This window comes from Frigoribacterium sp. CFBP 13729, assembly GCF_014841875.1.
Lineage (GTDB): Bacteria > Actinomycetota > Actinomycetes > Actinomycetales > Microbacteriaceae > Frigoribacterium.
In genome coordinates this window covers 454369-468317 of sequence record NZ_JACYUR010000001.1, presented here as the reverse complement: position 1 = coordinate 468317, position 13949 = coordinate 454369, and the positions used below count along the sequence as shown (strand labels likewise).

General features: G+C 72.5%; 10 protein-coding genes. 3 read left to right on the top strand and 7 right to left on the bottom strand.

The genetic code is table 11. From position 1 onward, the window contains the following. Window positions 1-44: 44 nt before the first annotated feature. Window positions 45-2855 (top strand): aconitate hydratase AcnA, encoded by a 2811-nt coding sequence (gene acnA / locus IFT77_RS02095; RefSeq protein WP_192169102.1) that lies wholly within the window; start codon window positions 45-47, stop codon window positions 2853-2855. 118 nt (window positions 2856-2973) lie between these two features. Continuing rightward, window positions 2974-4914, top strand: coding sequence for a 1-deoxy-D-xylulose-5-phosphate synthase (dxs, locus tag IFT77_RS02090; protein WP_192169101.1), 1941 nt, complete (start codon window positions 2974-2976; stop codon window positions 4912-4914). A 112-nt stretch (window positions 4915-5026) separates the two neighbouring features. Here the strand turns inward: dxs and IFT77_RS02085 are convergent, their stop codons facing one another. The 4 genes from IFT77_RS02085 to IFT77_RS02070 form a co-directional block, all read right to left on the bottom strand. Further along, a complete protein-coding gene (locus tag IFT77_RS02085; RefSeq protein WP_192169100.1) occupies window positions 5027-7171 on the bottom strand; it encodes a 3-hydroxyacyl-CoA dehydrogenase NAD-binding domain-containing protein in 2145 nt (714 codons plus the stop codon). Then, window positions 7168-8373: an acetyl-CoA C-acyltransferase gene (locus tag IFT77_RS02080; RefSeq protein ID WP_192169099.1), complete on the bottom strand. Its 1206-nt coding sequence runs from the start codon at window positions 8371-8373 to the stop codon at window positions 7168-7170. Before IFT77_RS02080 ends, IFT77_RS02085 begins: the two co-directional genes overlap by 4 nt. Before the next feature lie 72 nt (window positions 8374-8445). Beyond that, window positions 8446-9759, bottom strand: coding sequence for an HRDC domain-containing protein (locus IFT77_RS02075; RefSeq protein ID WP_192041750.1), 1314 nt, complete (start codon window positions 9757-9759; stop codon window positions 8446-8448). 20 nt (window positions 9760-9779) lie between these two features. Further along, window positions 9780-10373, bottom strand: coding sequence for a DUF3000 domain-containing protein (locus IFT77_RS02070; RefSeq protein WP_123545995.1), 594 nt, complete (start codon window positions 10371-10373; stop codon window positions 9780-9782). A gap of 103 nt (window positions 10374-10476) precedes the next feature. Between IFT77_RS02070 and IFT77_RS02065 the strand changes: the two genes are divergently transcribed. Then, complete coding sequence (locus IFT77_RS02065; RefSeq protein WP_244638377.1) at window positions 10477-11718, top strand: S9 family peptidase; 1242 nt, start codon at window positions 10477-10479, stop codon at window positions 11716-11718. On the opposite strand, the gene IFT77_RS02060 is transcribed toward IFT77_RS02065, so the two are convergent. Genes IFT77_RS02060 through IFT77_RS02050 form a run of 3 tightly spaced genes read right to left on the bottom strand, consistent with a single transcriptional unit; the run spans window position 11639 to window position 13787 of the window. After that, entirely contained in the window at window positions 11639-12436 is a 798-nt protein-coding gene (locus tag IFT77_RS02060) for a dihydrofolate reductase family protein (RefSeq protein WP_192169098.1), read from the bottom strand. The genes IFT77_RS02065 and IFT77_RS02060 overlap by 80 nt on opposite strands. Continuing rightward, on the bottom strand, window positions 12433-12885 hold the full coding sequence (locus IFT77_RS02055) for a SufE family protein (RefSeq protein WP_371740883.1): 453 nt from the start codon (window positions 12883-12885) through the stop codon (window positions 12433-12435). Before IFT77_RS02055 ends, IFT77_RS02060 begins: the two co-directional genes overlap by 4 nt. A gap of 2 nt (window positions 12886-12887) precedes the next feature. Continuing rightward, window positions 12888-13787 carry a sulfurtransferase gene (locus tag IFT77_RS02050; RefSeq protein ID WP_192169097.1) on the bottom strand — a complete coding sequence of 300 codons (900 nt, stop codon included), beginning with the start codon at window positions 13785-13787 and terminating at the stop codon, window positions 12888-12890. Window positions 13788-13949 lie beyond the last annotated feature (162 nt).

Below are 13949 nucleotides of genomic sequence, written 5' to 3'. Positions count from 1 at the left end.
CGTCGGGTCATGATGAGGGCGAAGTCCAGCAAGGGAGACGGCACGTGTCTGCAATCAACAGCTTCAGCTCGAAAGACGTCCTGACGGTCGGCGGCACCGACTACGAGGTCTACCGCATCGACGCGGTGGACGGCTCGCAGAAGTTGCCCTTCAGCCTCAAGGTCCTGCTCGAGAACCTGCTCCGCACCGAGGACGGCGCGAACGTCACGGGCGACCAGATCCGCGCGCTCGGCTCGTGGCAGCCGACCGCCGAGCCCGACACCGAGATCCAGTTCTCGCCGGCGCGCGTCGTCATGCAGGACTTCACGGGGGTGCCCTGCATCGTCGACCTCGCGACCATGCGCGAGGCGGTCTCCGCCCTCGGCGGCGACCCCACCAAGATCAACCCCCTCGCCCCGGCCGAGCTCGTGATCGACCACTCGGTCATCGCCGACCTGTTCGGCTCGGCCGACGCCCTCGAGCGCAACGTCGAGATCGAGTACGAGCGCAACGGCGAGCGGTACCAGTTCCTCCGCTGGGGCCAGACGGCCTTCGACGACTTCAAGGTCGTGCCGCCCGGGACAGGCATCGTGCACCAGGTCAACATCGAGTACCTGGCGCGCGTCACCTACAGCCGCGAGGTCGGCGGGGTCCTCCAGGCCTACCCCGACACCCTGGTCGGCACCGACTCGCACACGACCATGGTCAACGGCCTCGGCGTGCTCGGCTGGGGCGTGGGCGGCATCGAGGCCGAGGCGGCCATGCTCGGCCAGCCCGTCTCCATGCTCATCCCCAAGGTGGTGGGCTTCAAGCTCAGCGGCTCGATCCCGACCGGCGTCACCGCGACGGACGTGGTGCTGACCATCACGCAGCAGCTGCGTGCGCACGGCGTGGTCGGCAAGTTCGTCGAGTTCTACGGCGACGGCGTCGCCGAGGTCCCGCTGGCCAACCGTGCCACGATCGGCAACATGAGCCCGGAGTTCGGGTCGACGGCCGCGATCTTCCCCATCGACGACGTCACCCTCGACTACCTCCGCCTCACCGGTCGCAGCGACGAGCAGATCGAGCTCGTCGAGAAGTACGCGAAGCTGCAGGGCCTCTGGCACGACCCCTCGGTCGAGCCGGTCTTCAGCGAGTACCTCGAGCTCGACCTCGCGACCGTCGTCCCCTCCATCGCAGGCCCGAAGCGTCCCCAGGACCGCATCGAGCTGACGAACGCCAAGAGCCAGTTCGGGGTGGACCTCGACGCCTACGCGACGACGGACCACTCCATGGTCGACGAGGCGATCGAGGGCACGTTCCCGGCCTCGGACCCCGTCGGCTTCACAGCCCAGGACGAAGAGTCGTCCCACGCGCACTCGCACACGTCGCACGCCCCCTCCACGGTGTCGAAGCCGACGCAGGTCGCCCTCGACGACGGCTCGTCCTTCACGCTCGACCACGGCGCCGTCGCCATCGCGGCAATCACGTCGTGCACGAACACGTCGAACCCGTCGGTCATGCTCGCTGCTGGCCTCCTCGCCCGCAACGCCAGCCAGAAGGGCCTGAAGGCCAAGCCGTGGGTCAAGACGACCCTGGCGCCCGGCTCCAAGGTCGTCACCGACTACTACGAGAAAGCCGGTCTCACCAGCTACCTCGAGGACCTGGGCTTCTACACCGTCGGCTACGGCTGCACGACCTGCATCGGCAACTCGGGCCCGCTGCTGGACGAGATCTCGACGGCCGTGCAGGACAACGACCTCGCCGTCACGGCCGTCCTCTCGGGCAACCGCAACTTCGAGGGCCGCATCAACCCCGACGTCAAGATGAACTACCTGGCGAGCCCGCCGCTGGTGATCGCCTACGCGCTCGCCGGGTCGATGAACTTCGACTTCGAGGCCGACGCGCTCGGCACGTCGCCGGACGGCAGCGACGTCTACCTGCGCGACATCTGGCCCGACGCGGCCGAGGTGCAGTCGACCATCGACTCGTCGATCGACACCGACATGTTCACGCACGAGTACGCCGGCGTCTTCGACGGCGACGAGCGCTGGCGGTCGCTTCCGACGCCCACGGGCGCGACCTTCGAGTGGGACCCGGAGTCCACGTACGTGCGGAAGCCCCCGTACTTCGAGGGCATGACGCTCGAGACGACCCCGGTGACGGACATCGTCGGGGCGCGCGTGCTCGCCAAGCTCGGCGACTCGGTCACGACCGACCACATCAGCCCCGCCGGGTCGATCAAGTCGGACAGCCCCGCCGGCCACTACCTGGCCGAGCACGGCGTCGACCGCAAGGACTTCAACTCCTACGGGTCGCGGCGCGGCAACCACGAGATCATGATCCGAGGCACCTTCGCCAACATCCGGCTGCGCAACCAGCTGCTCGACGGCGTCGAGGGCGGCTACACGCGCGACTTCACGCAAGCCGACGCGCCCCAGTCGTTCATCTACGACGCGAGCGCGCGCTACCAGGAGCAGGGCACGCCCCTCGTCATCCTCGGCGGCAAGGAGTACGGCTCCGGCTCGTCGCGTGACTGGGCGGCGAAGGGCACGAGCCTCCTCGGCGTCAAGGCGGTCATCACCGAGAGCTTCGAGCGCATCCACCGCTCGAACCTGATCGGCATGGGCGTCGTCCCGCTGCAGTTCCCGGCGGGCGAGACCTGGGAGTCCCTGGGCCTCGACGGCACCGAGTCCCTCAGCATCCACGGGCTCGAGCAGCTGAACGAGGGCACGACGCCCAAGACCGTGCACGTGACCGCGGAGCCGACCGAGCACTCGGCCGACGGCGCCCGCACGATCGAGTTCGACGCCGTCGTCCGGATCGACACGCCGGGCGAGGCGGACTACTACCGCAACGGCGGCATCCTGCAGTACGTGCTCCGCAGCCTGGTCTAGCCGCACCCCGAGGCCCTCGACGTCGTGTCCGCACGGCGCCGGGGGCCTCCCGGCGTTCCCGGCGGTCCGCGCCTAAACTGAGGACCGCCGCCTCCGGGCTGCCGGAAAGGAAATCCCGATGAGCATCCTCGAGACGATCAAGGGTCCCCGCGACCTCGATCACCTCACCGACCAGCAGATGATCGCGCTGGCCGCCGAGATCCGCCGCTTCCTCGTCACCGAGGTGTCCAAGACCGGTGGGCACCTGGGGCCGAACCTCGGCGTCGTCGAGCTGACGCTGGCCCTGCACCGGGTCTTCGAGTCGCCGCACGACGCCTTCGTCTTCGACACCGGCCACCAGTCGTACGTGCACAAGCTCGTCACCGGGCGGCAGGACTTCAGCGGGCTTCGGCTGCGCGGCGGCCTGGCGGGCTACCCGCAGCGCTCCGAGTCCGAGCACGACATCGTCGAGAGCTCCCACGCCTCCAGCAGCCTCTCGTGGGCCGACGGGATCTCCCGGGCGTTCCAGCTCACGGGTCAGTCGGACCGCCACGTCGTCGCGGTGGTGGGCGACGGCGCCCTCACCGGCGGCATGACGTGGGAGGCCCTGAACAACATCAGCGACGACAACGGTCGCCGGCTGATCATCGTGGTCAACGACAACGGCCGCTCGTACGCGCCGACGATCGGCGGCATGGCGCGGTTCCTCAACACCGTCCGCACCCGCAGCACCTACCGCGACATGCACCGCGGCTCCGAGGCCGTCTTCGACCACCTCGGGCACCCCGGCCGTGCGCTCTACCGCGGCGTGCGGGGTGGCCTGCACGGCTTCCTCAGCCGGTTCACGAACAACGAGGCGCTCTACTCGAACCTCGACATCAAGTACCTCGGCCCGGTCGACGGCCACGACCAGAAGGCGATGGAGGAGGCGCTCACCCAGGCGAAGGACTACGGCGCCCCCGTCATCGTCCACGCCATCACGGAGAAGGGCCGTGGCTACGACCCGGCTCGTGCCGACGTCGCCGACCAGTTCCACGCGGTCGGCCAGATCGACCCCGAGACGGGCGAGCCGCTCGAGACGACCAACGCCCCCTCGTGGACGAGCGTCTTCGCGGACGAGATCGTCTCGATCGCCGAGCGCGACGAGACCGTCGTGGGCATCACCGCCGCCATGCTCCGGCCCGTCGGCCTGCACAAGCTCGCCGAGCGCTTCCCGAGCCGCGTCCTCGACGTCGGCATCGCCGAGCAGCACGCCGTGACGAGCGCGGCCGGGCTGGCCTTCGGCGGCCTGCACCCCGTCGTGGCGCTCTACGCCACGTTCGTCAACCGCGCCTTCGACCAGGTGCTCATGGACGTCGGCCTGCACCGGGCGGGCGTGACGTTCGTCCTCGACCGGGCGGGCGTCACCGGCCCCGACGGGCCCAGCCACCACGGCATGTGGGACCTGGCCCTCCTCCAGATCGTCCCGCACATCCGCCTCGCCGCCCCGCGCGACGCCTCTCGCCTGCGCGAGGAGCTCCGGGAGGCCGTCGCCGTGACCGACGCGCCGACGGTGGTGCGCTTCTCGAAGGGCAGCGTCGGCACCGAGCACGAGGCCGAGTCGCGCCTCCCGGACGGCGTCGACGTCCTCGCGAGCGACGAGCGGCGCGACGTGCTGCTGGTCTGCGTGGGGCCGATGGCCACCGTCGGCCTGGACGTCGCCGAGCGCCTGGCGGCGCAGGGGATCGGGGCGACCGTCGTCGACCCGCGCTGGGTCGTCCCCGTGCCGCGGTCGGTCATCGAGCTCGCCGCCGAGCACCGGCTGGTCGTCACCATCGAGGACGGCGTGCGCGTCGGCGGCATCGGCACCCGCGTCCGTCAGGACCTGCGCGAGGCCGGCGTCGACACGGCGCTCACCGAGCTCGGGCTCCCCGACGAGTTCCTGCAGCACGGCTCGCGCGCCGAGATCCTCGAGGAGGCGGGCCTCACCCCCCAGCACATCGCGCGGGACGTGGTGGCCCAGGTCCTCGGCAGCAAGATCCCCGTGGCCCGCCCGCTCGACGACGCTTCGTCGCGTCGGGTCGACGCTCAACAGGACTAGGGCGCCCGTGCACCGCACGGTGCACGACGAGGCAGGGCCCCGACGACCAGGTCGTCGGGGCCCTGCCTCGTGACGGGACGAGCGCCTCCTCGGCGGACGCCGGACGTCCGGCTCAGGCCGGGACGCGCACCGCGTGCTCCGGGCCGACCACGAGGGGGTCGTGGAACGTGCGTCCCCGCACCCGCTCGGAGGCTCCTACGCGGTCGAGGTAGGGCGTCACGCCGCCCATCTGGAACGGCCAGCCGGCGCCCAGGACGAGGCAGAGGTCGATGTCCTCGGCTGCCGCGACCACTCCGTCGTCGAGCATCCGGCCCACCTCGTCGGCGAGGCCGTCCTCGATGCGGCGCCGCAGCTCGTCGTCCGTGAGGGGAGTGCCCTCGCCGGCGACGAGCGCGACGGCCTTCTTGTCGAAGCACTTGCGCCGGCCCTTGGCGTCGCGCTCGAAGACGCGGCCGTGCTCCGCGAGCCGGTGCAGGCCGTCGCTGGCGAAGAAGCGGTCGGGGAACGCCGCGTGGTGCGTGTCGAGCACGTGCGCCCCGACGGTGAGGCCGACGAGCTCGAGCAGCTCGAAGGGAGTCATCGGGAGGCCGAACGGCGCGGTGGCCCGCTCGACCGTCTCGAAGGGGGTGCCCGTCTCGACGGCGTGCATGGCCTCGCCGAGCAGCTTGGCCAGGATGCGGTTGACCACGAAGCCGGGCGTGTCGGCGGTGATCACGGCGTTCTTGCGCAGTGCGGCAGCCGTCACCATGGCCGTGCTGAGGGTCGCCTCGTCGGTCGCCGGTGCCTTCACGACCTCGATCAGCGGCATGACCGCGACCGGGTTGAAGAAATGGAAGCCCACGAGGCGCTCGGGGTGCGCGAGGCGGGCGCCGATCTGCTCGACGCTGAGCGACGAGGTGTTCGTGGCGAGCACCGTCGTCTCGGAGACGACGGCCTCGACGTTCGCGAAGACCTCCTGCTTGACGCCGAGTTCCTCGAAGACGGCCTCGATGACCCAGTCCGCGTCGGCGAAGTCGGCGAGGTCGGTCGTGCCGGTCACGAGCGCGGTGAGCCGGTTCGACTCGTCGCCCGAGATGCGGCCCTTCTCGGCGAGCTGCAGGATCTCGCCGCGGATGCGCTCCACCCCGGCGTCCACGCGGGCCTGGTCGATGTCGGTGATGACCACCGGGACCTGCAGGCGCCGGACGAAGAGCAGCGCGAACTGGCTGGCCATCAGGCCGGCCCCCACGACGCCGACCTTGCCGACCTTCCGCGCGACGTCGGGCGACGGAGCCCCCGCGGGCTTCTTCGCCCGCTTCTGCACCAGGTCGAAGGCGTACATGCTGGCGTGGAACTGGTCGCCCGACACGAGCTCGGCGAGGGCCTCGTCCTCCGCGACGAAGCCCGTCGCCCGGTCGGTGTTCCGCGCTGCCTCGAGCAGGTCGAGGGCGACCCAGGGCGACCGCGCCACCCGGCCGATCTTCGACTCGAGCGACTTGCGGGCGATCGAGATCGCGGCGCCCCACTTCACCGCGCGCTCGATCTTGCCGGGCACGTTCGGCCGGGCGACCTTCGTGCGGCCCGCCACGACGCCGTCGGCCCAGCGGATCGAGTCCTCGAGGAACGCGGCCGGGCCGAACTCGACGTCGACGATGCCGAGCTCGAGGGCCTGCGCGGCCTTGAGGGTGCGGTTGTTCTTGAGCGGGTTCTCGAGCACGACCTTCAGCGCGTTCTCGATCCCGATCAGGTTCGGCAGCAGCCAGGCGCCGCCCCACGCGGGGACGATGCCGAGGAACACCTCGGGCAGGGCGATGGCCGCGGCGGACGAGTCGACCGTGCGGTAGTCGGCGTGCAGGGCTATCTCGAGACCGCCTCCCAGGGCCAGGCCGTTCACGAAGACGAACGTGGGGACCCCGGCGTCGTGCAGCTTGCCGAGGGTCGAGTGGCCCAGACGGGCCAGCTCGCGGGCGACGTCACGGCTCGGGATCTGGCTGACCTTGCTGAGGTCCGCACCGGCCGCCAGGAAGTACGGCTTGCCGGTGACCGCGATGGCCTGGACCTCGCCGCGGGAGGCGCGGGCCCGGAGGCCGTCGAGGGTCTCGGACAGCTCGACGAGGGTCGCGGGCCCCAGCGTGCTCGGCCGCTTGTGGTCGCGGCCGTTGTCGAGCGTGACGAGGGCGAGGACGCCGCCCGAGGGCAGCGGCACGTCGCGGACGAACGAGTGCGTCACCACCTCGTCGGCGCTGAGGGCGGTGAGCTGGTCGACTGCGCTGCTCACGATCGAGCCGCCTTCCGTGAGTGGTGGGGGTTCTCCCAGATGACGCTGCCGCCCTGGCCGAGGCCGACGCACATGGCCGTGAGCCCGTAGCGGACCTCCGGGTGCTGCTCGAACTGGCGGGCCAGCTGGATCATCAGGCGGACGCCCGACGACGCGAGCGGGTGGCCCACGGCGATGGCGCCTCCCCAGGGGTTGACCCGGGGGTCGTCGTCGTCGACGCCGAAGTGGTCGAGCAGCGAGAGGACCTGCACGGCGAACGCCTCGTTCAGCTCGAACAGGCCGATGTCGTCGATCGTCAGCCCCGCCTTGCGCAGGGCCTTCTCGGTCGAGGGCACCGGGCCGATGCCCATGATCTCGGGCTCGACCCCGGCGTAGGCGAAGCTGACGAGGCGCATCTTGACGCCGAGGCCGAGCTCGTCGGCGGCTCCGCGGGAGGCGAGCAGGCTGACGGTCGCACCGTCGTTCAGCCCCGAGGAGTTGCCGGCGGTGACCCGCCCGTGGGGGCGGAACGGCGTGCGGAGCCCGGCCAGCCCCTCCATCGTGGTCTCGGGCCGTGGCCCCTCGTCGCGCGTGGCCAGGCCCCAGCCCTCGGGCGTCTGCACCGCGACCGGCACGAGGTCAGGCTGGATGTGGCCCGCGTCGTAGGCGGCGGCGAGCTTCTGCTGCGACCGCAGGGCGAAGCGGTCGGAGCGCTCCTTGGTGAGCTGCGGGAACCGGTCGTGGATCCGCTCGGCGGTCGAGCCCATGTTCAGGGCGTCGCCGCTGACCAGCTTCTCGGTGAGGAACCGGGGGTTGGGATCGGCCGCGAAGCCCATCGGGTGCCGACCCATGTGCTCGACGCCGCCCGCGAGGACGACGTCGTAGGCGCCGAACGCGATGCCGCCGGCGAGGGTCGTGACGCTCGTCATGGCACCGGCGCACATCCGGTCGATCGCGAAGCCGGGCACCGACCGGGGCAGCCCCGCCAGGAGGGCCGTGGTGCGGCCGAGGGTCAGGCCCTGGTCGCCCTGCTGCGTCGTGGCGGCGATCGCGACGTCGTCGACGCGGTCGCGGGGGAGCGACGGGTTGCGCTCGAGCAGGCCCTTCATGGCCTTCACGACGAGGTCGTCGGCCCTCGTTCCCCAGTACATGCCTTTTTCTCCGGCCCTGCCGAACGGGGTGCGTACCCCGTCGACGAAGACCACGTCTGTCGTGTCGGCCACAGTGCCTCCAGTGCTCGGAACTGCTCCGATCCTAGGGAGGGGCCTGCTGCCGGGAGAATCCTTGGCGGATTGCTACGAAGCGTCGGCGGGGTCGCTCTCGGGCTCTTGGTGGGCGTCGACAAAGGCCTCGGCCAGCCGCTCGGCGACGGCGTCGACCTGCCACGGGCGCGCGCCGAGCTCGACGAGGGCCGCGGCCAGCGTCTCGGTGTCGAACGGGATCGGCGGCTCCCAGCAGAGGCGCCTCAGCAGCTCGGGCGTGAGCAGGTTCTCGACGGGCAGGTCGAGTCCCTCGGCGATCTCGGCCACCGCGGGGCGTGCGTGCCGGAGGCGCGCGTCAGCCATCGGGTTCTTGTCGGCCCAGCTGCGGGGAGGCGGCAGGGTGTCGCCCGCCGGCCCGCGGGAGGAGGGCAGGTCACGGGTCGCCATGCCGCGCTCGATCGCGGCCCACCAGCGGTCGAGCTCGCTGCGGCTGGCACGACCGACGAACTCCTTGACGCCGGCGAGGGCGCGCTTGTCGGCGGGCTGCGCCTTCGTCGCGGCGACGAGCGACTGGTCGGGGACCAGGCGGCCGGCGGCCGTGTCGACCTGGCGGGCGTAGTCGTCCCGGGCCTGCCAGAGCTCGCGGGCGACGGCGAGCGAGCGGGCGCCGCGGACGGTGTGCAGGCCGGTCAGGCGCCGCCAGGGCTCGGCCTTGGCCGGCTTGGCCTCCCGGGCCACCGTCGCCGCGAACTCCTGGCGAGCGATGTCGAGCTTGCCGTCGCGCTCGAGCAGCTCGGCCATGGCGTCGCGGAGGTCGACGAGGAGCTCGACGTCGAGGGCGGCGTAGACGAGCCAGCTCTGCGGCAGGGGCCGCGTCGACCAGTCGGCGGCCGAGTGCTCCTTGGCGAGGTGGACCCCGAGCAGCTGCTCGACCACGGCGCCGAGGCCGACCTTGGGCAGGCCCGCGAGGCGGGCGCCGAGCTCGGTGTCGAAGACGAGATCGGGGTCGAGCCCGACCTCGCGCAGGCACGCGAGGTCCTGGCTCGCGGCGTGCAGCACCCACTCCTCGTGCCCGATGACGGCCTGCAGCTCGTCGAACGAGCCGATGGCCGGGGGGTCGAAGAGGAACACGCCGCTGCCCCGGCGGAACACCTGGATCAGGTAGGCGCGCTGCGAGTACCGGTAGCCGGAGGCGCGCTCGGCGTCGATCGAGACCGGTCCGTGCCCCGCGGCGATCGCCTCCACGGCCTCGAGGTAGGCCTCGCGGTCGGCGATGACGTGCACCTCGCCGTGCACGGAGTCGGCGGTCGCGGCGCGCGGGACGATCGTCGCAGGGACGACCGTGACGGCGGGGGAGGAGGGCGACGACTCGTCGACCGGGGATGACTCGGGTGTGGGGGCGCTCATGTCTCCGTCGTTCCGGGGGGTCAGTCGCGGCCCACGCGACGCGACGCGAGGAGCGTGACGCCCTCGACGGTCGGCGGCAGGCCCGCGAGGGTGCAGATCAGCTCGCTCCACGCCGCGACGTGGGGGGCGAGGTCGGTGCTGGTGGGGGTCCACGAGGCGCGCAGCTCGAGCTGCGCCCCGTCGCCCTGGGCGGCGAGCTCGCCGTAGCCGGACGAGAGCACCTTCGTGGCGGTGCCCGAGGCGGAGTGCCGGGAGGCGCCTCCTGCGTCGAGCGAGTCGACCAGCCAGGACCACGCGACGTCCGCGACGAAGGGGTCGAGGGCCAGGTCGGTCTCGAGCGGGGCCTGCGCGAAGCAGACGACGCGGAAGACGCCGCCCCACGCCTCGGGCGCGCTCTCGTCGTACAGCAGGACGAAGCGCCCTGTGCCGAGCTCGGCGTCGGCCCGCCCGGAAGCGCCCACCACGTCGCCGGCGAGGGCGAGCGCGTGCGGGGCGAGGCCGCCGGGGGCAGGGATCTCGGACACGGCGAGGTCGTCGCGCGAGAGGGCCTCGCGGACGGCGGCCGACGCGGCGGCGAACGCGGCCGGGACCGGCGGCGAGGAGGTGTCGGACACCTCAGCAGACTAGGCTCCCACCCGGCTCACAGCCGAGCGGCACGCCGCAGGTGCTCTCGCGCACGTGCCCCCGTTGCTCCGCCCCGTCCGCCCGGAGGTCTCGATGTCCCGACGCCCACGCATACGCCTTCGCCGCACCCCGGCGGCCGTCGCCGGCCTCGTCGTCTCCGTCTCCGTCGGCGGCACCGTGGTCGCGGCGTCGCTGGCCCTCGCGGCGGGCGCGGTCACCATGGCGCGGAAGGTCGTCACTCCGGCGCGACGCCGCCCTGACGACGTCCGGGTGCTCGGGCACGACCCCGTGGCGGCGACGGTGACCCTCGCGGCGAACGCCGACACGCGCCTGCCCGGCCGCTACAGCTTCTGGTTCGACCACGGGAGGGGGCACGCCCGCCTCGGTGAGGTGGTGCAGGAGGAGCGGGGTCGCGTCGTGCGTCGTGTCGAGGCCGTCGACGAGGGCGACCTGGCGACGGCCAGGGCGGGCCGCATCGGCGGCTGGCTCTGGCGGTCGCCTCGCGACGCCGGCCTCACGGTCGAGGACGTCGAGGTCGACACGCCCGTCGGCCCGGCTCCGGCCTGGCTCGTGCCGGGCCCCGACGGCACCGACGGACCGTGGATGATCGGCGTGCACGGGCGCGGCGTGACCCGGGCCGAGACCGTGCGCGCGGCGCCGGTCTTCCACCGGGCGGGGCTGACCTCGCTGCTCGTGTCGTACCGCAACGACGCCGAGGCGCCCCGGTCGCCCGACGGCCGGTATGCGCTGGGCGACGCGGAGTGGGCCGACGTCGAGGCCGCGATGCGCTGGGCCGTCGACCACGGCGCGACGTCGATCGTGCTGATGGGCTGGTCGATGGGCGGCGCCACCGTGCTGCAGGCGGTGACCCGGGCCGAGCACCGCGACCGCGTCGTCGGCGTCGTGCTCGAGTCGCCCGTCGTCGACTGGCGCACCACGCTCCGCTACCAGGGGACGGCCATGCGCGTGCCGCGGGTCGTGCAGGAGCTGGCGATGCGCCTCCTGCAGTCCCCTCGGGCGTCACGGCTGAGCGGCAGGGCGGAGCCCCTCGACCTCGACCGGCTCGACCTCGTCGAGCGGGCCGGCGAGCTGCGCGTTCCCGTGCTGGTGCTGCACAGCGACGACGACGGCTTCGTGCCGTCGACGGCCTCGCACGCCCTCGCCGCCGCCCGGCCGGACATCGTGCAGCTCGAGGTGTTCGAGGTCGCCCGGCACACGAAGATCTGGAACTACGACCCCGAGCGCTTCGAGGCGGTCATCGACGAGTGGCTGGGCCGTCTGCCACGAGCCAGCGTGCGTACAGGGCGCTCTGGTCGTCCATCATCAGCTGGCTGAGCGAGAGCCGCGACGGGTCGAAGCGCTCCCGGCCGAAGACGGGCAGACCGCTCCCGATGACGACCGGAGAGGTCGAGAGGCAGAGCTCGTCGACGAGGCCGTCGTGCAGCAGCTGCCCGGCGAGCGAGGGCCCGCCCTCGCAGACGAGCGAGCGCAGGCCGTGGCCCCGCAGCCGGTCGACCAGCGTCGCGGGGGCGACCACGCCGTGGTCGTCGTCGACGACGAGGACGGTCGCGCGGGCCGCGACGTCCGCGCCGAGGGTCTCCGTGACGCGGTCGCCCGCCGCGGCGGGGCAGACGACGACGACACGGTCGGCGCGGTCGGGGTCCATCCGGTGTCCGCTGAGGTCGCCGCTGGCCGTGAGCACGACGAGCTGGGCGGACCGGGGCACCCGGTAGCCCTCGGCGCGGACGCTCGCGGCGCCGACGAGCACCCCGTCGGCGAGGTCGCGGATCGCCGCCAGCACGGCGCGGTCGTCGGCGTTGCTCAGCGTGTCGGACGTGCCGTCCTCGCCCGCCGCGTCGCCGCTGACGGCCGCGATCAGGTTGAGGCGCAGCCAGTCGGCCGCAGGAGGTGCGTAGAGCTCTTGTAGACGCGCCCGCCCCTCGTCGGTGCCTGCCTCCACGACCGCGCCTGCCTCGACGACAGGGTCTGCCTCGACGAGCGTGCCGGTGCCCGCACCCCGCGCAGGAGCCGGGTGCAGCACCCGCAGGGTCACGCCGCCGACTTCTCTCGGACCTGGCGCTTGGCCCGGGCGAGCAGCGCCGTCATGCCCCGCACGCGGAGCGGGCTGACCGCCACGCCGAGGCCGATCGTCTGCGGGTAGTCGTCGGGGACGTCCTCGAGCACCTCGCGCACCGAGAGGCCGCTCAGCCCCTGGGCGAGGATCGAGGCGAAGCCGCGGGTGGTCGGCGCCTCGCGAGGAGCCGTCGCGTGCATCGTCACGACGTCGTCGGACACCTCGACGAAGATGAACACGGGCGACTGGCACTCTTCCACGCGCTCGAGCAGGTCGGGGTGCCCCTCGTACTCGGCGGGCAGAGACGGCAGCTCGTCCGAGAACTCGAGCAGCAGCTGCAGCCGGTCCTTCACGTCGAGGGCGAGGAAGTCCTCGCGGGTCTCGGCCAGGACTCGGGGGAGCGCCCCGGGCTCGGGGGCCGACACCACGATCAGCGCCCCGGGACCGTGCCGGGCTCCACGCCCTGCACGATCGGCACGCGCACCGCGCTGCCCCACTCGGTCCACGAGCCGTCGTAGTTGCGGACGTTCTCGAACCCCATCAGGTGGTGCAGCACGAACCACGTGTGGCTCGACCGCTCGCCGATGCGGCAGTACGCGACGACGTCGTCGCCGTCGGTGAGGCCGGCGCCGTCGCGGTAGATCGCGTCGAGCTCGCCCAGGCTTCGGAAACGGCCGTCCTCGGCCGCCGCCTTGCCCCAGGGGACGTTCTGGGCGGACGGGATGTGGCCGGCGCGCAGCGCGCCCTCCTCGGGGTAGGCCGGCGCGGTGGTCCGCTCGCCCGAGTACTCCTCGGGGGAGCGGACGTCGATCAGCGGCGAGCCGAGGTGCGCGAGGACGTCGTCCTTGTAGGCGCGGATGCGGCTGTCGTCCCGCTCGACGACGGGGTAGTCGGTGGCGACCGGCTCGGGTGCGTCGGTCGTGTACCCACGGCCCTCCGCCTCCCACGCGGCTCGTCCGCCGTCGAGCAGGCGCACGTCGTCGTGGCCGAAGAGGGAGAAGACCCACAGGGCGTAGGCGGCCCACCAGTTGTTCTTGTCGCCGTAGATCACGACGGTGCTGTCGCGGGAGATGCCGCTGCGCGACATCAGGGCGGCGAACGCCTCGCCGTCGACGTAGTCGCGCTGCACGGGGTCGTTGAGGTCGAGGTGCCAGTCGATCTTGACGGCGCCCGCGATGTGGCCGGTGTCCCAGAGCAGCACGTCCTCGTCGGACTCGACGACCACGAGGCCGGGCGTGCCCAGGTGCTCCTGGAGCCAGTCGGTGCTGACGAGGCGCTCGGGGTGGGCGTACTCGCTGAACCGTGCGGACGTGTCGTGCTCGACGACCATTGCTGTACCTCCTGGGTCGGCCCCGAGGGGCTGGGCGGTGTCGTGGGGGCGGCGGATAGGATCGCCGCGCGGCCCCGTCGAGGCTACGCACCCACGGTGTGCCCCGGCCGGGTCCCTCTGACTCTGACACAGATCGCGTCCCGGACATTCCCGCGGGCGCCC

Coding starts and splice junctions, on each gene's coding strand:
- IFT77_RS02075 (WP_192041750.1), bottom strand. CDS start 9,759: ATGAGCGCCCCCACACCCGAGTCATCCCCGGTCGACGAGTCGTCGCCC.
- dxs (WP_192169101.1), top strand. CDS start 2,974: ATGAGCATCCTCGAGACGATCAAGGGTCCCCGCGACCTCGATCACCTC.
- IFT77_RS02050 (WP_192169097.1), bottom strand. CDS start 13,787: ATGGTCGTCGAGCACGACACGTCCGCACGGTTCAGCGAGTACGCCCAC.
- IFT77_RS02065 (WP_244638377.1), top strand. CDS start 10,477: ATGTCCCGACGCCCACGCATACGCCTTCGCCGCACCCCGGCGGCCGTC.